Origin of the sequence: Rhizobium albus (assembly GCA_030160035.1) — a bacterium.
Lineage (GTDB): Bacteria > Pseudomonadota > Alphaproteobacteria > Rhizobiales > Rhizobiaceae > Georhizobium > Georhizobium albus.
Window position 1 is genome coordinate 85937 of record BSNO01000003.1, and the last position, 20641, is coordinate 106577.

The following is a 20641-nucleotide window of genomic DNA, read 5'->3' on the forward strand; positions in this document are numbered from 1 at the left end:
CGACCTTTTCAATTTGACATGGCTTGGTTAGGTCCAGTGCCGATGATGCGCCACAGGCCGGGGAGCATGCATGCGCAAATATTCCATCTTCGCGATCGCCCGGGAGGCCATGCGCGGCCATAAGGGCTGGGACAGGCAGTGGTCTTCCCCCGAGCCGCGGTCGTCCTATGACGTGGTGATCGTGGGCGCAGGCGGGCATGGGCTGGGCACGGCCTATTACCTCGCCAAGGAACACGGCATCAAGAACATTGCCGTGATCGAGAAGGGCTGGCTCGGCGGCGGCAATACCGGCCGCAACACCACCATCATCCGCTCCAACTATCTCTATGACGAAAGCGCGGGCCTCTATAACCACGCGCTGAACCTGTGGGAGAACCTGTCGCAGGAACTGAACTACAACGTCATGTATTCCGCGCGCGGCGTCATGATGCTGCAGCACAATGTTCATGACGTGCAGTCGGCCAAGCGCCACATCCATGCCAACCGGCTGAACGGCATCGACAATGAATGGCTGGAGCCCGATGCGGCGAAGGCCTTCTGTCCGCCACTCAATATATCGAGCAGCGCGCGCTACCCGGTCATGGGCGCCGCCCTGCAGCGCCGTGGCGGCGTTGCCCGGCACGATGCCGTGGCCTGGGGCTACGCCCGTGCAGCAGCCGACATGGGCGTCCACATCATCCAGAACTGCGAAGTGACGGGCATTCGCCGCGGCGCGAATGGAGACGTGACCGGCGTCGATACCGCACGCGGCTTCATCGGTGCGAAAAAGGTCGGCGTCGTCGCCGCCGGCCATACCTCCGTCCTGATGGACATGGCCGGTATCCGCATGCCGCTCGAAAGCTTCCCGCTGCAGGCGCTGGTGTCGGAACCGGTGAAGCCGATCTTCCCATGCGTCGTCATGTCGAACACGGTGCATGCCTACATCTCCCAATCCGACAAGGGCGAACTGGTCATCGGGGCCGGCACCGACCAGTACACATCCTATTCCCAGACCGGCGGTCTCCACATCATCCAGCACACGCTCGACGCGATCTGCGAGATGTTTCCGATCTTCAGCCGCATGAAGATGCTGCGCTCCTGGGGCGGTATCGTGGATGTGACGCCGGACCGGTCGCCGATCCTCGCCAAGACGCCGGTCAAGGGCCTCTACGTCAATTGCGGCTGGGGCACGGGTGGCTTCAAGGCGACGCCGGGCTCTGCGCATGTCTTCGCCCACACGATCGCCAACGACGCGCCGCACAAGATCAACGAGGGCTTCACGCTGGAGCGGTTCCGCACCGGCCGGCTGATCGACGAGGCCGCCGCGGCGGCTGTCGCGCACTGAGACGAGAGGCCTGAGACAGAAATGCTGCTGATCCGCTGCCCCTATTGCGACGAAAGCCGCCCGGAAATCGAGTTCCGCCATGCTGGCGAGGCCCACATCGTGCGCTCGGACAAGATGGCCGATCTCACGCCTGACGAGTTCGAGCGCTATTTCTTCCTGCGCGATAACCGAAAGGGCGACGTCTATGAGCGCTGGCGCCACATTCATGGCTGCGGGCGCTTCCTCAATGCCGTGCGCAATACGGTGACCGATCGCTTCCTCATGACCTACAAGGCCGGCGAGCCGCGACCCGCGCTTCCCGATCCGCAGGCGCAAGCAGCAGCCACGGAAGGAAACGGCCAATGAGCGGCAACGCGTATCAGGGCGGTGCAAACCGTCTACCGGGGAAGGGCCGTTTGACGCCTGCCAAGACCGTGCGCTTTTCCTTCGATGGCCGCATTCTGACGGGGCTCGAGGGCGACACGCTCGCCTCCGCACTCATCGCCAACGGCATCCACCTCATGGGCCGGTCGTTTAAATATCACCGCCCGCGCGGCGTGCTCTCGGCCGGCGCCGAAGAGCCGAATGCGCTGATGCAGGTGTCACGCGATTCGGCTCGCTACCAGCCGAATGTCCGTGCCTCGGTGCAGGAAATCTTCGACGGGCTCAGGGCCTCTTCGCAGAACCGCTATCCGTCGCTCGCCTGCGATGTCGGAGCCGTCAACGACGCGCTGTCGCCGCTCTTTTCGGCCGGGTTTTACTACAAGACATTCATGTGGCCGCGCACAGCCTGGAACAAGCTCTACGAGCCGGTCATCCGCCGGGCAGCTGGGCTTGGTGAGTCACCGAAAGAGGCCGATCCCGACCATTACGCGCAGCGCTATGCCCATTGCGATGTCCTCGTCGTGGGCGGCGGCCTGGCAGGCCTGTCGGCAGCGCTTGCGGCGGCGGAGTCGGGCGCAAGTGTCATCATCTGCGACGAGCAGCCCGAAATGGGCGGCGCTTTGCATTTCGACACCAGCATCGCCGTCAACGGCGAGACCGGTTTCGACTGGGCGCAGAAAACCGCAGCCCGTCTCGCCTTCATGGACAATGTCCGTGTTCTGACACGCACGACGGCGTTCGGCTATTACGCACAGAATTTCGTCGGCCTGACCGAACGCGTGACCGACCATCTTGCGCTTCCATCGCCGGACCAGCCGCGCGAACGGCTCTGGCAGGTCCGCGCCAAGCGCGTGGTTCTGGCAACGGGCGCCATCGAGCGGCACATGGTCTTTCCGGGCAACGATCGCCCGGGCATCATGCTGGCCTCGGCAGCGCGCATCTTCCTCAACCATTACGGCGTCGCCATCGGCGCGAAAGTGGCTGTCTACACGGCTTGCGACAGCGCCTATGAAGCGGCCTTCGACCTGCAGGATGCGGGCGTTCGCATCCCCGTGATCGTCGAAGCCCGCGACAGGCCGGGCGGAACGCTTCTCGAGGAGGCTCGCACGCGCGGCATCGAGGTTCTGACCCGCCATGCCATCGCCTCGACCAAAGGCAGGCTGCGCGTCTCGTCCATCGCGGTTGTTCCGGCCGGTGCATCGGGCAAGGGCCGCGATATCGAGGTGGACGCGCTGATCATTTCTGCCGGCTGGACGCCATCGGTGCATCTTTTCTCGCAGTCTCGCGGCAAGGTGGCCTGGGATGCGGAAAGCGGCCGGTTCCTGCCGGGTGTCAATGCGCAGGATTGCGTGTCGATCGGCGCCTGCGCCGGGACCGACGATCCCGTGGCGCTTGTCGAACAGGCTGTCGAGGCCGGTCTTGATGCCGCCAACGGAGCCGGCTCCGAGATGTCGGGACGTCCGGTCATCGATATCGATCATGAAGGCAGCGATGCCGGCTCTTGGTCGGCAGGCCTTGTTGGCGCCGTCGGGGCGCCAGAGTCCGGCAAGGCCTTCGTCGATTTCCAGAACGACGTCACTGCCAAGGATATCCGGCTCGCGGTGCGTGAGGGCATGCATTCGATCGAGCACGTCAAGCGCTTCACCACCAACGGCATGGCGACCGACCAGGGCAAGACCTCCAACATGCACGGCCTGGCGATCGCCGCCGAAACGCTCGGCAAGCCGATCCCGCAAGTGGGCCTGACCACGTTTCGCGCGCCCTACACACCGGTGACGTTCGGAACCATTGTCGGCCAGAGCCGCGGCGTGCTGTTCGATCCAGCCCGCAAGACGCCGCTCCACGCATGCCTGGAAACGAATGGTGCCGTCTTCGAGGATGTCGGCCAGTGGAAGCGCGCCTGGTACTTTCCACGCGCGGGCGAAACCATGCATGCCGCCGTCTCGCGCGAATGCCGCACGGTGCGCGAAGTTGCCGGCCTCTTCGATGCGTCCACGCTCGGCAAGATCGAAGTGGTCGGACCCGATGCGGCAGCCTTCCTCAATCTTCTCTACACAAACGCCTGGGACAAGCTGGAGCCAGGCCGGTGCAAATACGGCATCATGCTGCGCGAAGACGGCTTCATCTACGATGACGGCGTGGTCGGACGGCTTGCTGCCGACCGCTTCCACGTCACGACGACCACGGGCGGCGCGCCGAGGGTCCTCCACCATATGGAAGACTATCTCCAGACGGAGTTCCCGCATCTCGATGTCTGGCTGACCTCCATTACCGAGCAATGGGCCGTCATCGCCGTGCAGGGGCCCCAGGCCCGCGACATCATCGCGCCGTTTGTTGACGGCATCGACATATCCGATGATGCCATGCCGCACATGTCGGTACGCGAGGGCAAAATCTGTGGCGTTCCGACCCGGCTCTTCCGCATGTCGTTTACCGGCGAGCGCGGCTTCGAAATCAACGTCCCTGCCGATTACGGCCAGTCGGTGTTCGAGGCCCTGTGGGAGCGCGCCGAGGCGATGGACGCCTGCCTCTACGGCACCGAGGCGATGCACGTGCTGCGCGCCGAAAAGGGCTACATCATCGTCGGCCAGGACACCGATGGCACCGTGACGCCGGACGATGCGGGTCTCAGCTGGGCGGTGGCGAAGAAGAAGCCCGATTTCGTCGGCATCGCCGGTCTGAAGCGTGCCGACCTGCAGCGGCCGGATCGCAAGCAACTGGTCGGGCTGAAGACGAAAGATCCAACCCTCGTGCTGGAGGAAGGCGCGCAGATCGTTGCCGATCCAAACGAGAAGATCCCGATGACGATGATCGGGCACGTCACCTCGTCCTACTGGTCGGAGAATTGCGGCCGGTCGATTGCCATGGCGGTCGTCGCCGGAGGCCGGAGCCGGATGGGCGAGACGCTCTATGTGCCGATGCCCGACAGGACGATCGAGGTTGAAGTCACCGACACCGTGTTCTTCGACAAGCAAGGAGAACGGCTCAATGGATAGCCCCGTCGGCGTCGAACGCCTCCATCCCTTGCACGGCCGGCGCGGCGGTGGAGCCGCCGTCGGATTGACACCGGCGCAAGCGGCGGTGCGGATTTCGCTGCGCGCCAAGCCGGACGCGGTCTCCGCACTGTCCGGCGGCCTCGGCCTCGACCTGCCGACGCGCCCGAAAACGGCGGTGGTCAACGCCGACGGCACGCGCTCGGCGCTATGGCTCGGCCCGGACGAATGGCTTGTCATCGACGACGGCGAACATGGCGGCTCTGCCGATCTCGTGAAAGCGCTCGCCGATACCGGCGTGCTGCATTCTGCCGTCGATGTCTCCCACCGCCAGACAGCGATCATGGTCACTGGCGAGGCGGCTGCCGAAACGCTTGCAGCTGGTTGTCCGCAGGATCTGTCGCTGAAGGCGTTTCCGGTCAATGCCTGCTCGCGCACCGTGCTCGGCAAGATCGAAATCGTGCTCTGGCGCATGGCCGACGACATGTTCCGCGTCGAGTGCTGGCGCTCCTATTCCGACTACGCCTTCGCTTTCCTGAGTGAAGCCGCCCGGGACGCGAAGGCCTGAGCGATCTATTCGAGCGCGTCCAAGGCGGCCGGATCCATCTGAATGAGCGTCAGCCAGTCGGCGGTGAGTGCCGGTTTCATCTCGCCCTCGATCTCGACCGTCACCTGATAGCGCAGCATCATCATCTGGTGGCCGCGTCGGCGGGCTTCGGAGAGAACGAAGCGGCCGCGGATGCGCTTCCCGGCCTTCACAGGCGCCATGAAGCGCAATTTCTCGAAGCCGTAATTCACGCTGAGTTGCTGGTCCTCGACGGCCGGAATGCAGTCGTAATTCATCGCCGAGAGCAGCGAGACGGTGAGAAAGCCATGCGCGATCGTGCCGCCGAACGGACCTTCTGCCGCCGCGCGCTCCGGGTCCACATGGATGAACTGGTGGTCGTTCGTCGCTGCGGCGAAGCGGTCGATCATGGGCTGGTCGACCGTGATCCAGTCGGACAGTCCAATCTCCGTTCCGACCTGAGCGACGAGATCTTCGAGCGAAATCGTCGTGGCCAATTCGCTGGGGTCAGTGGTCGGCATTTTCCATGATCCGTTGCATGCGCTCGGCGGCTGCGCGCAATTTGGCCGCCAGCTCCTCGCGCTGATAATCCATGCGGTAGAGCGGCCCGGCGATCGCCAGGCCGAACCGCCGCGTTCCATGCACCAATGGCACGCCGATGCCCATGACATCGGGCGTGAATTCCGCTCGGTCCTCGGTCCATCCGCGCGCCACCGCGGCGTCCAGTTCTTCCATCAGTTTGCCGGCATCGGTGAAGGTCGTGGCCTGATGGCGCACGAAATCGACCTGTTCGAGGATGCGAGCCCGCTCCTGCTGGTCGTAGGAGGTAAGGATCGCCTTGCCGGTGGAAGTCGTATAAAGCGGGCGCCGCTCGCCGCAGCGGGCGAAATAGCGGATGGGCGAGGCCGCCTCGACCACGTCGATATAGAGCACCTCGGCGCCCTGCCTGGAGGCGAGCAGCACCGTCTCGCCGGCTGAGCGCGCCAGATCCTCCATCTCGCCATGGATGCGCTGGAGGAAGACGTCGCCCTCCATGATCGATGTCGCGATTTCATGGAGCCGTGGCGTCGGGTAGTATCCGCCGCGCTGTCGGGTCTCATAAATCAGCCCGCGGGCGAGCAGCGTCTCTATCAGGTTGAAGACACTGGATTTCGGCATGCCGAGCTCGTCGGCGATGATCGTCAGTGTCAGCGGACGCTTGTCGCGCGCGAAAAGCTCGAACAGATCAAGTGCATTGTCCACCTGTCGCACACGCATGCGATCCCTCCCAAATCCCACTTTGTTCATATACGTGAACCTTCTTCTTGCCAATTGAATTCCGTTGACAGGGCGAATCCGCTTCAATAGCGTTGAAGTCGAGGGCAGGGAGGCTCTCGGCCGGAACCGTGTGGGAGGAACATGACGGAAGCCGCCATTCTGTCCGCGCGCGGACTCACCAAGGAATTCAAGGGATTCGTTGCGGTCAACAAGGTTGACCTCGACGTGCGTCGTGGCTCGATCCATGCGTTGATCGGACCGAACGGGGCGGGCAAGACGACCTGCTTCAATCTTTTGACCAAGTTCCTGCAGCCGACATCGGGCGCAATCACCTACAACGGTCGCGACATCACGGGCCTGTCCGCAGCCGACATCGCCCGGCTCGGTCTCGTGCGTTCGTTTCAGATTTCCGCAGTGTTCCCGAACCTGACAGTCCTGGAGAATGTCCGCATCGCCCTGCAGCGGCGGCGCGGCGATTCCTATGACTTCTGGCGATCGGAACGGGTGCTGCGCGAATATGACGATGAAGCGCGCTCGCACATCGCCGATGTGGGTCTGACCGCATTCACCGACGAACGCGCTGGCGAACTGTCCTACGGCCGCAAGCGTGCGCTCGAAATCGCGACGACGCTGGCGCTCAACCCGGAAATGCTGCTGCTCGACGAGCCCATGGCCGGCATGACTCAGGAAGACGTGGAGCGCATCTCGGCGCTGATCCGCCGGATTGCGACCAACCGCACCATCCTGATGGTCGAGCACAATCTGTCGGTGGTCGCCAATCTGTCGGACCACATCACCGTTCTGGCGCGCGGCGAGGTGCTGGCGCAGGGCGATTACGCCACGGTTTCGAAAGACCCCAAGGTCATCGACGCTTATATCGGAGCGGGACATGGTTGAGCCAACGACGATGGAGCGGCCGATTGCCACCAAGGCCCCGATCAAGCCGCTGCTCGAGGTCAAGAACCTGCAGGGCTGGTACGGCGAAAGCCACGTGCTTCACGGCATCAACTTTTCCGTCGGAGAAGGCGAGGTCATCACGCTGCTCGGCCGCAATGGCGCCGGCAAGACCACGACGATGAAAGCCGTGATGGGCATCCTGGCCAAGCGCACCGGGTCGGTGACCTTCGAAGGCAATGAACTGATCAAGCTGCCGGCCCGCAAAATCGCCAAGGCAGGCATCGCCTATTGCCCGGAAGAACGCGGCATCTTTTCCAGCCTCTCGGTGCAGGAAAACCTGATGCTGCCGCCGAAAGTGCGCGAGGGCGGTCTGTCGCTCGACACGATCTTCGAACTCTTCCCCAACCTGAAGGAACGTCTGTCCAGCCAGGGCACGAAGCTTTCGGGTGGGGAGCAGCAGATGCTCGCAATCGCGCGTATTCTGCGAACGGGTGCCAAGACGCTGCTTCTGGACGAGCCAACGGAGGGGCTTGCGCCGGTGATTGTGCAGCAGATCGGACGCACCATCGCAAAGCTGAAGAGCCAGGGCTTTACCATCGTTCTGGTGGAGCAGAATTTCCGGTTCGCCGCTTCAGTCGCGGACCGGCACTACATCGTCGAGCAGGGTCGTGTGGTGGACACGATCCAGAACGCCGAACTCGACGCCAACATCGACAAACTGCATCGCTATCTCGGCGTTTAGAATGCAATCGGCACGAAAACGTGCCTTTCTCGGGAGGAGAACAGCAATGATGAAGAAACTCGCACTGGCCACTTCGGCATTTGCCATGCTGGCCGCAACGCCGGGCCTCGCCCAGGACGTGAGCGTCAAGCTCGGCGTTCTGAACGACCGGTCGGGCGTCTATGCCGACCTGTCGGGCGAAGGCTCGGTCATCGCTGCGCAGATGGCGGTCGAGGATTTCGGCGCCGAGGAAAAGGGCATCACGGTCGAGATCGTTTCGGCCGACCACCAGAACAAGCCGGACGTCGCATCCAACATCGCGCGCCAATGGTACAGCGAAGAAGATGTCGACGCGATCTTCGACGTGCCGACCTCTTCGGCCGCGCTCGCCGTGCATGAGATCACCCGCGAGATGGACAAGATCTTCATGAACTCCGGCGCCGCCACGTCGGACCTGACCGGCTCGGCCTGCTCGCCGAACACCGTTCACTGGACCTATGACACATGGGCGCTGGCCAACGGCACCGGCGGCGCGATGGTGGAGCAGGGCGGCGACAGCTGGTTCTTCATCACCGCCGACTACGCGTTTGGTCATGCGCTCGAGCGCGACACGACGGCCTTCGTCGAAAAGTCCGGCGGCACGGTCGTCGGCTCCGTACGCCACCCGTTCCCGGGCAGCGACTTCTCGTCGTTCCTGCTGCAGGCCCAGGCTTCCGGCGCCAAGGTCGTCGGTCTTGCCAATGCCGGTGGCGATACGATCAACGCCGTGAAGCAGGCGTCCGAGTTCGGCATCACCCAGGCTGGCCAGTCGCTTGCCGGTCTGCTCGTGTTCCTGACCGACGTGCATTCGCTCGGCCTGCAGACCGCGCAGGGCCTCGTCCTGACGGAAAGCTTCTACTGGGATCTGAACGACCAGACGCGCGAATGGTCGGCCCGCTTCGAGGAGCAGGCAGGCGACAAGCCGACGATGGTTCAGGCCGGCGTCTATGGCTCGGTCCTGCACTACCTCAAGGCCGTCGAAGCCACCGGCACGGATGAAACCGCAGCCGTCATGGAATGGATGAAGGCGAACCCGACCGACGATCCGCTCTTCGGTCAGGGCGAGATCCGCGAAGACGGTCGCAAGATCCACGACATGTATCTGTTCCGCGTGAAGGCGCCCGACCAGTCGGAAGGTCCGTGGGATTACTACGAACTGCTTGAGACCATTCCGGCCGACCAGGCATTCCGCCCACTCGCCGATGGCGGCTGCTCGCTCGTCGAGGAAGCTGCCGCGCAGTAATTGCGCCTCAGGCACGAACCGCGTCGCCTTTGGGCGGCGCGGCTTCCTTGAGAATTCCGTCGTCATTTCCGGAACCAGCCAGCCATGTTCGAGCTTTTGGGCATACCGCCGCAGGCACTTTTCGGGCAGCTCTTGCTCGGCCTGATCAACGGATCCTTCTACGCCATGCTGAGCCTTGGCCTGGCAGTGATCTTCGGCCTGTTGAACATCATCAATTTCACCCACGGCGCGCAGTACATGATGGGCGCCTTCGTGACCTGGATGCTGCTGACCTATTTCGGCATCAACTACTGGGCCGCCCTCATCCTGGTGCCGCTGATCGTCGGCGCGACCGGCATCGTCATCGAACGGCTGATGATCTCGAGGCTCTACCATCTCGACCATCTCTACGGCCTGCTTCTGACCTTCGGCCTCGCGCTCATCATCCAGGGCCTTTTCCGCAATCAGTACGGCGTATCGGGCATACCCTATGCGGCGCCTGAGCTTCTGCAGGGCGGGCATAATCTCGGCTTCATGTATCTGCCGAATTCCCGCCTCTGGGTCATCGTCGCCTCTCTCGTCGTCTGCCTCGGCACCTGGTTCATGATCGAGAAGACGAAGCTTGGCGCTTATCTGCGCGCCGCGACAGAAAACCCCACGCTGGTCGGCGCGTTCGGCATCAACGTGCCGCGCATGATCACGCTCACCTACGGCTTCGGCGTCGGCCTTGCCGCGCTCGCCGGCGTGCTCGCCGCACCGATCTATTCGGTCAATCCGAACATGGGCGAGCAGCTGATCATCGTCGTCTTCGCCGTCGTCGTCATCGGCGGCATGGGCTCGATCCTCGGCGCCATCATCACGGGGTTCGGCCTCGGGCTGGTGGAGGGTCTCACCCGGGTCTTTTACCCGGAAGGCTCCGCCGTCGTGATCTTCGTCATCATGGCCATCGTTCTGCTCGTTAAGCCGGCAGGCCTCTTCGGAAGGACCGCCTGACATGACCACGACCGATACCGTCAGCCACGTCTCGGCGCAGCCGCGCGACAAGGCCATGGGCATGCCGCGCCATCACATGATGATCTTCATCGCGCTGTTCGCCGCGATGCTGGTGGCACCCTTCGTGCTCTACCCCGTCTTCCTCATGAAGGTGATGTGCTTCGCGCTTTTTGCCGCTGCCTTCAACCTGCTGCTGGGCTTTGGCGGTCTCTTGTCCTTCGGCCACGCCGCCTATTTCGGCATGGCGAGTTATGTCTCCGCTCACGCCGCAAAGGTCTGGGGGCTGACACCCGAGCTCGCGATCCTCTCGGGCACGCTGGTCGCAATGGTGTTGGGCGCCGTGATCGGCTCGCTCGCCATCCGCCGCCAGGGCATCTATTTCGCCATGGTGACCCTCGCCTTCGCGCAGATGGTCTACTTCTTCGCCCTGCAGGCGCCGTTCACCGGGGGGGAGGATGGGATCCAGGCCGTACCGCGCGGCGATCTTTTCGGCATTCTGAGCACGCGTCCCGACCGCACTTTCTATTATGTCGTTCTGGCCATCACCTTCGGCGGTGTGCTCGCGATCTATCGTATCATCCATTCGCCGTTCGGGCAGGTGCTGAAGGCGATCCGCGAGAACGAGCCGCGCTCCATCTCGCTCGGCTATCACGTCAATCGCTACAAGCTGGCAGTCTTCGTCATCTCCGCGACTTTCGCCGGGATGGCAGGCGCCACCAAGGCGCTCGTGTTCCAGCTTGCGTCGCTGACCGATGTCTACTGGACGATGTCTGGCGAGGTCGTTCTGATGACGCTCCTTGGTGGCATGGGCACGGTCTTCGGGCCGCTGCTCGGTGCCGGCATCATCGTCGCCATGCAGAACTACTTCGCATCGTTCGGCGCCTGGGTGCTGATCATGCAGGGCATCATCTTCGTGCTGGCGGTGCTTCTTTTCCGTGAAGGAATCATCGGCGTGCTGGCCCGCTGGATCAAGAAACCGCTCTGAGCGCACCCCTTCATCCATCGCTTTTTGTATGACACCGGTGTCTCGACGGGCGCCGGTGTTACATTTCTGCGACATCGATCTCGGATTGCAAACTTCCTCTCCCGAAATGCAGGGATGGTTGGAACCTCGTAACGTTTTGATGGTTGAATTTCCGTGGCTGCGGCCACAGAAGCAAGTCCTGCCGCGAACCGGTCGGAGCTCAAAGTCCCTTCTGCCAAGGCAGGTTCAGGACAGGGTTTGCTTAATGAGTATCGTCCAGATTTCCGACATCAACCACTCGCACGAGAACAACAAAATGTCCGCAAGCCAAACTAGCGAGAACGTCGCTCAGAGCCTTCGTCCGGTTGTCATGGTCGTCGTCGCTGCCAAGATCATCATCGCGTCATTCCTGTTCGCCAACGTCGCAGGCGTGATCCCGACACCGGCAACTGCCTACGAGAACACAGCCGTTCATCTTTCCGTTGAACCGAACTAAGCGAAATAGCCTCGGCTCCAATAGCCGATAAGATAAGAAGCTGAAATGCGCCGGCCTGAATTGATGCCGGCGCAATAGTTTAAAAGCGTCTCGGAAATATCCGATCTTTTCAAGCCGCAGTTGTCAACTCATCGACCTGCGGCGATTTCTGAACCAGCAAGCCTGCATGCAGCATGAAGTCTTCGAACGCGGCTCGTGCGGTCGCCGCCTGCGTGCCGCCGCTCATGCCAGCCCGACATGCTTTATGCGCCGCCGCATGGCGCTGGTCTTTGCGCCAGCCCGGCATTGCTTCCAGATACGACAGTGCGGCTGCAGGGCTCTTGATGGCCTGGATGAAGCCGAGGCCGGCAAAGACGTGCACGGTGTGATCAAAGCTGGACGATGCCATCGAAGGCTCCTTTGGATGCGCGGGCTGCCGCCGCGATGTCGTGGTGTTTGCCGGGTTTGGTTGAGGTCGTTGCCCCGATTGTCCGCGCGGCAGCAAGAAATGCCTCGCGCGCTTTTGTGGCAGGAACGAAGCCATCGATCGCATCGCGGCAGGCCTGAACCGCTCGGCGATACGTCGAATGTGTCGTGATGGGCCAGCCGCCCATCAGGCATTCCAGCGCCTCGAAAGCGCTGTCGACGCGGCGTGGCGGCCGGCCGGGTAGGGTGACCCAAACGGGCGAAAACGGACGAGCACTCATTTCTCGTACAGCTCCTGTCAGATGGGCTGGGCGCCCTTGGTGCGCCCGCGGAGCTTTGAGAACGAGGAGCGGCTCGCAGTGTTCCACCGGCCGATGATGTTTCCTGAGAAAGCAGATCGCGATGACATGCCATGGCTGACCGGCACGGCGACCGTCACAATCAGGTGGAAGATGTGGAACCGTTCTCGGCGGCGCGGGTTATTCGGCAGGTTCAAACATGGAGTACCATAATGAAAAAGACTGCTTCTTTCGTCGCACTCTCGATGTTCGGCTTTGTCGCCGCCGCTTCGGCTCAAGCTCCAGCCGGCCTGATCGAAATCGAATCCGACAGCCAGATGGTCAGCGAGTTCAATCTGACGGTCGAGCAGCTGGAAGACATGAACATCCTGGACGCTGCCGGCGAGACGATCGGCGAAGTCGAAGAAGTGCTCGGCACCGATGACGGTACGCCGACGGCATTTTCGGCTGAAGTCGGCGGTTTCCTGGGTGTCGGCGACACCGATGTCGTCATCCCGTTCGACCAGGTAACGCTCGATGGCGACAACCTTCAGGTCGACATGACCCAGGAGCAGGTTGAAGCTCTGGACCGCTGGGAAGACTAATCCTTCCTCGGCGTGTCTGATTTAAGGCCCGTATTCGAAAGGATGCGGGCCTTTTTGCACGGGACATGAGCCCAAAAATCCCGTGGGTCGCGGCTGTCGGGGCTGGGGGGCCTGAATAACGAACCGCGACCCTGGCCCCGGTTGAGACAAGGGGCCGAGAACCTTGTAGCCAGCGCTGCGCTCCACCGCACCTATCAAATATCGCAGATTGCTCTTAACGCCGTGCCAACCACACGGCGCGATTCGACCGTTTGATCGGTGGAGCTGCGCGTGACCACCGGGGGCGGTTGGTCACGCGCAGCTCCCGTCCTCCCCAGAAGGACGTCAGGTCAACGTAAAGCACTGATTGGGTGTTAGAAATGGACCTCAGTCCAAGCATCCACCGGCGAACGTCTACGTCGTGCGAGCCCAAGGAATGACTGCCAGCATAACCACACAACCGCCGGCAGATGGGCCCGCTCGGCGAAGCTCTTCATCAGCCATCGTATTGACGTCGGTGTAGAGGGGGCGCTTGTAATCTTCTCCTTTTCGGCAAGAAATAGTGTCGACCTTTAACGATGCGGTAAGCGAAAGCCGTCGAAGTTGGTCATGCGGGCAAGACTGATCTTGAGGGGCCATGAGCGCCAATGACCGCGATGATCATCTTCTGGCAGATCTGACTTGTGGTCATCCTTATCTTGACGTTGGGCGGTGCTCATCGAAGATGAGCCTGTGACAGCTTCTGCCCCGCTGTAGGTTGGGGACCTCTCATGAAATTTCTGTCGCACGCTTCGATTCGAGCAAAAATTCTGACGCTCGTTGTCGCGCTGGCCGTGACCTCTGTGGGCGGCGCCGCGTTCATGGCTTATGAAGCCAATTCCTCGAGCGCCACTTTCCTGGAATTCATCGAGGCAGACATCGAAGCGACGTCGATGGTCTCCCGCGCGACAAGAAATCTTCAGTCTGTCGCTTACCGCTCCTACCAGGCACTCGATAGCGAACCTGGTTCACCAGCGCATGCAGTCGCTTTGGAAAGCTATCAAGGCAACACCGAGCAGATGGTGGAACGGCTTTCGCGGGCGATTGAACTGATGCCCGCGGAAGCGACAGCGCTTTCGTCGCTTCGCGATCGCGCTACGCAGATCGTCGAGGGCACGGGCAACGCCATTGATATCGATGTTTCCGGCGATAACGGCGCAGCCCGCGCGGTCATGATCGAGACTGATCTCCTCATTGACGACCTGACGACCGATCTCCGCGTCTGGAGCGAAAGCATGTCGGACATCGTCAAGGAGAAGAGCACGGCACTCAAATCCGAAAGTGACCGGCTGGCCCTGATCAGTCTTGGTGCCCTCATCGCGCTTTCCGTGGTGATGGCAATAATCTCCTTGATCGTCTCCACACTGGGTATCACGCGTCCCATCGCGGCGTTGAATGAGCGCATGCAGTCACTGGCGGAAGGCGATCGTCAAGCAACGGTGCCGGGGCTCAGCCGTGGCGACGAGATCGGCAAAATGGCCGATGCTGTCGAGGCTTTCCGGCAGGCTGCCATTGAGAAGGTTCGTCTTGAAGATGAGGCGATCCAGGCACGAGGCATGAGTGAGACTGAACGGCTGGAACGCGAGCGCCTCAAGGCCAAGGAGGCTGCAAAAATCCAGGCAGTGGTCGACGCTCTCGCCGAAGGGCTTGGCAAGCTCGCCGACGGAGACCTCAGTCATCAGCTGGATCGGCCCTTTGCCGGCGAAATGGACAAGCTGCGCGCCGACTTCAACAACGCCGTCAGTAAGCTCAATGCAGCGATGGTGTCGGTGACGGAGAATGCCCGCGCCATCCATTCAGGCTCCGAAGAAATCCGGGTCGCAGCGGATGATTTGTCGCGACGCACGGAACAGCAGGCGGCTTCAGTCGAGGAAACCGCTGCTGCGCTTGAAGAGATCACCACCACGGTTGCGGACAGCACAAAGCGTGCTGAAGAAGCCAGCCAGCTTGTGGCGAAGACACGCGTCGAAGCTGAGCGGTCGGGTGACGTCGTCAACAAGGCGATCGTCGCGATGAGCGAGATCGAGAAGTCCTCGATCGAGATCTCCAACATCATAGGTCTGATCGATGATATCGCGTTCCAGACCAATCTGCTGGCACTCAATGCTGGCGTCGAAGCTGCAAGAGCTGGCGACGCCGGTCGAGGCTTTGCGGTTGTGGCTCAGGAGGTGCGTGAACTCGCTCAACGCTCGGCCCGTGCGGCAACCGAGATCAAGGTTCTGATCAACGCCTCCGGTCAGCAGGTCAAATCGGGTGTGGCGCTGGTCGGCGAGACCGGACAGGCACTGTCGACGATCGTGCAGGAGGTCCAGGAGATCAACACGCATGTTTCGGCGATTGCCGAGAGCGCGCGGGAACAGTCGCTTGGCTTGAAGGAAATCAATACAGCCCTAAACAGCATCGACCAAGGCACACAGCAGAACGCTGCTATGGTCGAGCAATCGACCGCCGCCAGCCATAGCCTGGCTCAAGAGGCAGTCGCGCTCAATGAGTTGATGACGCAGTTCAAGATCGTCGCCGGCTACCAGAGCCAATCCATGCCGGTGACAAAGGGGCCTGCTGTCGCAACTGACCGCGCAAGGTCTGTGGACTCACCCGCCCGGAAGCTCGGCCGGAAACTCGCGAGCGCATTCGGTGGTGGATCCAGCGCCGCTGCGGTCGCTCAGTCGCATGAGAGCTGGGAGGAGTTCTGATGTCCGGCTCGATCAACGTTGGAGCTCTGACGCTTCTCCGGAGATCATCACCTTCTACTTCGGCGTGAAGCAGTACTGCGTGGAGACACTTGCAATCAGGTCAGAGCTTCTGCCGAGACACACCAAAATTAACAGCGCCTGTCAGTAGCTTGGGGTAGATATTGAGGGGCTGCTTGCGGACGCCCGGAGATCTGAAAACAATGCGGTTATCCGCCTGCGGATGACCGCACTTGAAAGTGCTTGGTTGGATCAAAATGCGACCAAGCGGTGCGGCTGAAGTGGTCGGCACAGGTTTTTCGTCTCGTAGTTCAGAACACTTGCATCCGGCCCGTCTGATGAAGCCAATTCGCGCATCACGTGATCGCGAAGTGTCCGAAAGTTTGAACCGCATCTCAAATGGTTCAAACCGAAGAGCCGGTGAAGAACAGAACGAGAAGATAAGCCAGCACCGCGATTACCAAGCTACGAAACGCGATCGATACAAAGCGGTATTTCGCCGAGGCGATAGACGCCAGAGTGTCGGCATTGGTGACATATTCACCGAAAAGGTAATCGCCGTCATTGGCGTCGGCCGCCGCCTGAAACCGCGTGCGCTGGACAGGCCATGTTCCCCAGAAGAGGGACGTCGAGACGGCGCTGCGACGTGGCAACACGACCAGGATGGCGGAGACGAGAGCGACAGTCACACCGACTGCGAGTACAAAGGAAGCAAAAAGCAGTGGAAGATCGGCCATTGTATAGCGTGTGAGGGCAAAAGCTGCCCGCACATCGGCTGAAGAAACAAGAAAGGCGATCATGAAGGTGAAGATATAAGCCGCTTTCTGGTCGGATATCTTGATCTGGTCATAGAAGACGTCATTCACTTTACGGATGTGATCGAAATATTCCTGCTTCATGCTCAGTTTGGCTGCGGCGTCCGCATCCGAGAAGACAACTACTGTTTCTGGTGCTTCGCCTTCCATGGAAACCATCGCCTCGCTGCATTCCGATCACAGCCTATCGCATATTGTCAGCAAGCATTACAGCACCAGTTGACTTTATCATCCGCTGATTTCACTGCTTTTTTTCGGAAGAGGGGAAAACAGTGATGTCGCGTCTACTTGTGGGTGCTTGCGCAGCCGCAATGGCTGCGTGTGTGGGTGCATCCGCGCTGGCCCAGCCGGTGTCGCGCCAGGGAGCGTCTGCCGGCGCCGTCATCGCGCGCAAATCCGGCGAAGAAGTCCAGTTCATCGATGTCAGCTCGTGGCAGGCCGTCGAGCTGGCGCAGGATCTGCTGCCGGGCGATGTGCTGCGCACCAATGCGACGGGCCAGCTCGCTGTCCTGTTCGCCGACCAGACGCAGATGCGGCTTGCGCGCAACACGTCGCTGGTGGTCAAGTCGCTCGGCAGCGGCGCCGATAGCGCTTTCGGGTTGCAGGCCGGCACCATCTGGGGTCGTGCCCAGCGTGGCGGCCTTGGGCTGACGGTCGATACGCCCGCCGCTTCGGCGGCCATCCGCGGCACGGACTGGAGCCTTGCCGTTGGTGCGGACGGACGCACGACGCTGATCGTGCTCGAAGGATTGGTGGAACTTTCCAACGAATTTGGCAGCGTTTCGGTTGCCGAGGGCGAGGCCGCCACTGCCGCGATCGGGCAGGCGCCGACCAAGATCGTCATCGTCGATCCGGACGATCGCGAGCAGATGCTGTTCTATCTTTCGCTGCGCGGCGCTTTCACCTTTCTCCCAGCCTCCCCGCTGGCGAGCCCGGAGATGCGCCAAGCGCGGGCGCGCATCGGCGCAATCCCACCGGAGCGGCGATCGACGGATGACTGGCTGACACTCGCGGAGGCTGCACTTTCCTATGACGGCAGGCAGGCCGCGCGGGCCGCCCTCGCTCAACTGGATCGCCAGACGCTGACGCCGGCTGAGAGGGCGCGCTACGACCTGATCGAGGCGCTGAACGCTGGCGCCGAGAAGCGCTACGAGGAAGCCGCGCGCCTTTTCGCTGCGGCAGAGGCTTCACTCGATCCGCGTCGGCGCACGATCGCCCGCTTCGGCGGCTACTACGCCCGGGCGCTTGCCGATCCCGACCGCGTCGAAGATGTGCCGGCCGAGGGCAAAGGGCCCTATGGTGCGATTGCCGCTGCCCTGACCGCCGGTTTCCTGGACGATATTCCTGCTGCAATCGAGGTGCTGAAGCGGGCGGAACGCACTTTTCCGGACAATCCGACCTTGCCGGCCCTGCGGGCGCAACTGGCGACCCTCATCGACGATCGCGCGCAGGTGGAGGAGGCGGTTGCCCGGGCGCTTGCGCTCGATCCGGATGACCCGACAGCGCTCGAGGCGCGGGCGGGCTTCAAGGCCGGCACGCAGAGCGACCTTGAAGGTGCGCTTGCCGATCTCGAGCGCGCAGTTGCTATTGCGCCGGGTGCAACCTCGGCCTGGAACGGGCTAGGCCTGGTCCAGTCCGCGCGCGGCGACAACAGACGCGCCGAAGCGGCGCTGCTGCGTTCGATTGCCCTCGATCCTCAGGATCCAGTATCGCACGCCAATCTCGGCATTCTCTATCTTGACCAGGGCCGCATTGCCGAGGCGAAGACGGCGATCGATGCAGCCGTCGCAGCCGATCCCTCCTTCAGCATCGGCCTCGTGGCGCGCGGCCGCTATCATATGCAGACCGGCGAGCTGGACAAGGCGGTAACCGATCTGCTGGCCGGAACCACCGACAATCCCGCCTATTCGCAAGGCCTGCTCCTGCTTGCCGCCGCGCACTTCGAAAACGGCGACATCGATGCCGGCATGCAAGCGCTGGAGAATGCCGACAGGCTCGATCCGAATGATCCGGTGACTGCAGCGCTCGCGACACGGGTCTCGATCGACGACTATCGCGCAGGCGACGCAATCCGAAATGCCCAGGAATTTCTCGCCCGCGGCCGGGCGCGCGGCGGCGACTTCGCGTCGATGCAGGCCAACCAGAGCGCCGGCTCGACCCTGAACAGCGCCTTTCGCCTGCAAGGGCTGAATGCCTGGGGCCGGTACTATGGAGAAGCTGTCTTCCAGCCGTTTTCGTCGAGCGGCTACATCGACCAGGCTGTCGGCGGCAGCGTCAATCCCTATGCCAACGCGCTGACGCCGGGCACGAACGCGATCGAGCCGAGCGGCAATGCCGGCAGCTTCTCAGCCTTTTTCCAGGGCCTTCTGCTCGACCCACTGCCGCTCGCCAGCCGCTCGCGCGGCATCGAGGTGTTGCGCCGCCCGTTCCTCGAAGGCGCCATCGCGCTCGGCGGTATTGAAGGCGATGGCGAGAGCGACCTCCCAGGTGAGGCGGAGCTGCAGGGCACGACGAATACTCCGATCCCCATGAGCTTCTACGGCACCCTGAGCCGATCGAGCTTCCCGGGCAGCCGCCCTGAGTTCGGGATCGACGATGCGTTCCGGTACGACATCGAGCAGATCGGTGGAACAGTCTATCTCACGGCGACGCCAACGCCTTACGATCGCGTCGTTATCTACGGCACGGTGAGCGATGGCGACACATCCTTCCTGTCGCTCCCCGACCCCGGAAATCCGCTGGCGCCTTTTGCGACCTTCGAAAGCGAGGATGTGGCCGTGCGCCAGGTCAATTCCGGCATCGCCTGGAGCCATGACATCGATTACCGCAACGTCGTGACGGGTGGACTTCTGTTCAGCGATCTTAACGGCGAGAGCCAGACCATTCTCTCTGCCGACCCTATCGGTCCTGGCCTGCCGCCGCTTGTTCGGCGGACCGTCACGGGTGATCTCGAGGAACGAAGCCTCGTCGCAGCGCTCGCTCATGCCGTCGAACTCGGCGCATCGACGGTCCGCTACGGCATCGAAGCCGGTGTCACCTCCGAGTTTAGCCGCAGCGAGACGGTAGACGAGCTCTTCGGCATCCCGATCCTGGCGCCTGCTGTCGTGGAAGACGTCGATACCGATATCGGCCGTGCCTATGTCGATGTGATCTACGATGTCAGCGATGCTTTCTTGATCGAAGGAGCGCTCTTCGGCTCCTACATCAATGGCGGAGATATCGATGAGACCCGGCTGGAGCCGAGGCTGGGACTCTCTTACACGCCGGCGACCGGCCAGTGGCTGCGGGCCGGCTTCCTGCGCGAGGGTCTGCAGAACGGCATCCCGACGCTTTCGCCTATCGGCGTTGCCGGCCTCCAGTCGATACAGAAGCCGCTCGATACAGAGGGATACGCCGACACCTTCATTGCGCGCTGGGACGCGGAGTGGACGCCCCGTTTCTTCACCTCGCTCGATTACCAGCATCAGGAACTGAACGATCTTTCGATTGCCGTTCCGGCAACGGTCGTTCCGATCGCCTTGTCCGACGGCCGGATCGACCGGGCTTCCATCACCGCAAACTTCCTCATCGCTGACGGGCTCGGCGCCTTTGCGAGCTTCGCTTATGCGGAGTCCGAAAACGGTGATCCAACCTCGGCTGGCCTTGGCGGCCCGCTACCCTATGTGCCCGAAACCACGGCGCAGATCGGTTTCACATATGTTCATCCGTCAAATGTGCGGCTGACGCTGGCCGCCAGCCACATCGGCGAGAGGGCAGGTGAGCCCGGCGCCGGCACCCTGGCCGACTATTGGACCGCAGATGCCAGCCTGTCTTGGGAGCCGTTCGACAAGCGCTTCGAACTCGATCTCCAGGCCTACAACCTATTCGACAAGGAGTTCGAGGTCAGCAACGACACCCCGGGTTATGGCCGCACCTTTGTCGGCAAGCTCAAGGTCCGGTTCTGAAGGTGCGCTTCTCTGATCTGCGCAGCCGCGTCCGCATCAATCCCGTGAAGTC

General features: G+C 62.1%; 18 protein-coding genes. 13 read left to right on the top strand and 5 right to left on the bottom strand.

Annotated elements, in window-relative coordinates; translation table 11 throughout:
* The first annotated feature begins 70 nt into the window (after positions 1 to 70).
* From QQL76_RS08235 to QQL76_RS08250, 4 genes are read left to right on the top strand one after another with little or no spacing between them, the layout of a single operon-like run.
* On the top strand, positions 71 to 1324 hold the full coding sequence (locus QQL76_RS08235) for a sarcosine oxidase subunit beta family protein (RefSeq protein ID WP_499207220.1): 1254 nt from the start codon (positions 71 to 73) through the stop codon (positions 1322 to 1324).
* 21 nt (positions 1325 to 1345) lie between these two features.
* Positions 1346 to 1669: a sarcosine oxidase subunit delta gene (locus tag QQL76_RS08240; protein WP_499207221.1), complete on the top strand. Its 324-nt coding sequence runs from the start codon at positions 1346 to 1348 to the stop codon at positions 1667 to 1669.
* Positions 1666 to 4683: a sarcosine oxidase subunit alpha gene (locus QQL76_RS08245; protein ID WP_499207222.1), complete on the top strand. Its 3018-nt coding sequence runs from the start codon at positions 1666 to 1668 to the stop codon at positions 4681 to 4683. Before QQL76_RS08240 ends, QQL76_RS08245 begins: the two co-directional genes overlap by 4 nt.
* Positions 4676 to 5248, top strand: a complete 573-nt coding sequence (locus tag QQL76_RS08250; RefSeq protein ID WP_499207223.1) for a sarcosine oxidase subunit gamma — start codon at positions 4676 to 4678, stop codon at positions 5246 to 5248. Before QQL76_RS08245 ends, QQL76_RS08250 begins: the two co-directional genes overlap by 8 nt.
* Before the next feature lie 5 nt (positions 5249 to 5253).
* Here the strand turns inward: QQL76_RS08250 and QQL76_RS08255 are convergent, their stop codons facing one another.
* Together QQL76_RS08255 and QQL76_RS08260 are read right to left on the bottom strand one after the other, a co-directional pair.
* Positions 5254 to 5742 carry a MaoC family dehydratase gene (locus QQL76_RS08255; protein ID WP_499208335.1) on the bottom strand — a complete coding sequence of 163 codons (489 nt, stop codon included), beginning with the start codon at positions 5740 to 5742 and terminating at the stop codon, positions 5254 to 5256.
* Between the two features lie 10 nt (positions 5743 to 5752).
* Entirely contained in the window at positions 5753 to 6502 is a 750-nt protein-coding gene (locus QQL76_RS08260; protein ID WP_499207224.1) for an IclR family transcriptional regulator, read from the bottom strand.
* Between the two features lie 141 nt (positions 6503 to 6643).
* Between QQL76_RS08260 and QQL76_RS08265 the strand changes: the two genes are divergently transcribed.
* From QQL76_RS08265 to QQL76_RS08290, 6 genes are all read left to right on the top strand, one after another.
* Complete coding sequence (locus QQL76_RS08265; protein ID WP_499207225.1) at positions 6644 to 7399, top strand: ABC transporter ATP-binding protein; 756 nt, start codon at positions 6644 to 6646, stop codon at positions 7397 to 7399.
* The gene (locus QQL76_RS08270) at positions 7392 to 8141 is read left to right on the top strand and encodes an ABC transporter ATP-binding protein (RefSeq protein ID WP_499207226.1); all 750 of its coding nucleotides are present in this window, start codon (positions 7392 to 7394) and stop codon (positions 8139 to 8141) included. The genes QQL76_RS08265 and QQL76_RS08270 overlap by 8 nt, the downstream gene beginning before the upstream one ends.
* 46 nt (positions 8142 to 8187) lie before the next feature.
* Positions 8188 to 9402: an ABC transporter substrate-binding protein gene (locus QQL76_RS08275; protein WP_126011903.1), complete on the top strand. Its 1215-nt coding sequence runs from the start codon at positions 8188 to 8190 to the stop codon at positions 9400 to 9402.
* Between the two features lie 84 nt (positions 9403 to 9486).
* Positions 9487 to 10374 carry a branched-chain amino acid ABC transporter permease gene (locus QQL76_RS08280; RefSeq protein WP_404862837.1) on the top strand — a complete coding sequence of 296 codons (888 nt, stop codon included), beginning with the start codon at positions 9487 to 9489 and terminating at the stop codon, positions 10372 to 10374.
* A 1-nt stretch (position 10375) separates the two neighbouring features.
* Entirely contained in the window at positions 10376 to 11359 is a 984-nt protein-coding gene (locus QQL76_RS08285) for a branched-chain amino acid ABC transporter permease (RefSeq protein ID WP_499207227.1), read from the top strand.
* 244 nt (positions 11360 to 11603) lie between these two features.
* The gene (locus QQL76_RS08290) at positions 11604 to 11834 is read left to right on the top strand and encodes a hypothetical protein (protein WP_499207228.1); all 231 of its coding nucleotides are present in this window, start codon (positions 11604 to 11606) and stop codon (positions 11832 to 11834) included.
* A gap of 109 nt (positions 11835 to 11943) precedes the next feature.
* Here the strand turns inward: QQL76_RS08290 and QQL76_RS08295 are convergent, their stop codons facing one another.
* Both QQL76_RS08295 and QQL76_RS08300 read right to left on the bottom strand, forming a co-directional pair.
* Positions 11944 to 12222, bottom strand: a complete 279-nt coding sequence (locus tag QQL76_RS08295) for a DUF982 domain-containing protein (protein ID WP_499207229.1) — start codon at positions 12220 to 12222, stop codon at positions 11944 to 11946.
* Positions 12203 to 12520, bottom strand: coding sequence for a DUF982 domain-containing protein (locus QQL76_RS08300; protein ID WP_499207230.1), 318 nt, complete (start codon positions 12518 to 12520; stop codon positions 12203 to 12205). The genes QQL76_RS08295 and QQL76_RS08300 overlap by 20 nt, the downstream gene beginning before the upstream one ends.
* A 230-nt stretch (positions 12521 to 12750) precedes the next feature.
* Between QQL76_RS08300 and QQL76_RS08305 the strand changes: the two genes are divergently transcribed.
* Both QQL76_RS08305 and QQL76_RS08310 read left to right on the top strand, forming a co-directional pair.
* Positions 12751 to 13122: a PRC-barrel domain-containing protein gene (locus QQL76_RS08305; protein ID WP_499207231.1), complete on the top strand. Its 372-nt coding sequence runs from the start codon at positions 12751 to 12753 to the stop codon at positions 13120 to 13122.
* A gap of 749 nt (positions 13123 to 13871) precedes the next feature.
* Positions 13872 to 15833 carry a methyl-accepting chemotaxis protein gene (locus QQL76_RS08310; RefSeq protein ID WP_499207232.1) on the top strand — a complete coding sequence of 654 codons (1962 nt, stop codon included), beginning with the start codon at positions 13872 to 13874 and terminating at the stop codon, positions 15831 to 15833.
* Positions 15834 to 16234: 401 nt separating this feature from the next.
* Here QQL76_RS08310 and QQL76_RS08315 read toward each other — a convergent pair whose 3' ends face one another.
* On the bottom strand, positions 16235 to 16795 hold the full coding sequence (locus QQL76_RS08315; RefSeq protein ID WP_499207233.1) for a Pycsar system effector family protein: 561 nt from the start codon (positions 16793 to 16795) through the stop codon (positions 16235 to 16237).
* Positions 16796 to 16920: 125 nt separating this feature from the next.
* On the opposite strand from QQL76_RS08315, the gene QQL76_RS08320 reads away from it, so the two are divergent.
* Positions 16921 to 20589, top strand: a complete 3669-nt coding sequence (locus QQL76_RS08320; RefSeq protein WP_499207234.1) for a FecR domain-containing protein — start codon at positions 16921 to 16923, stop codon at positions 20587 to 20589.
* The last annotated feature ends 52 nt before the right edge of the window (positions 20590 to 20641 follow it).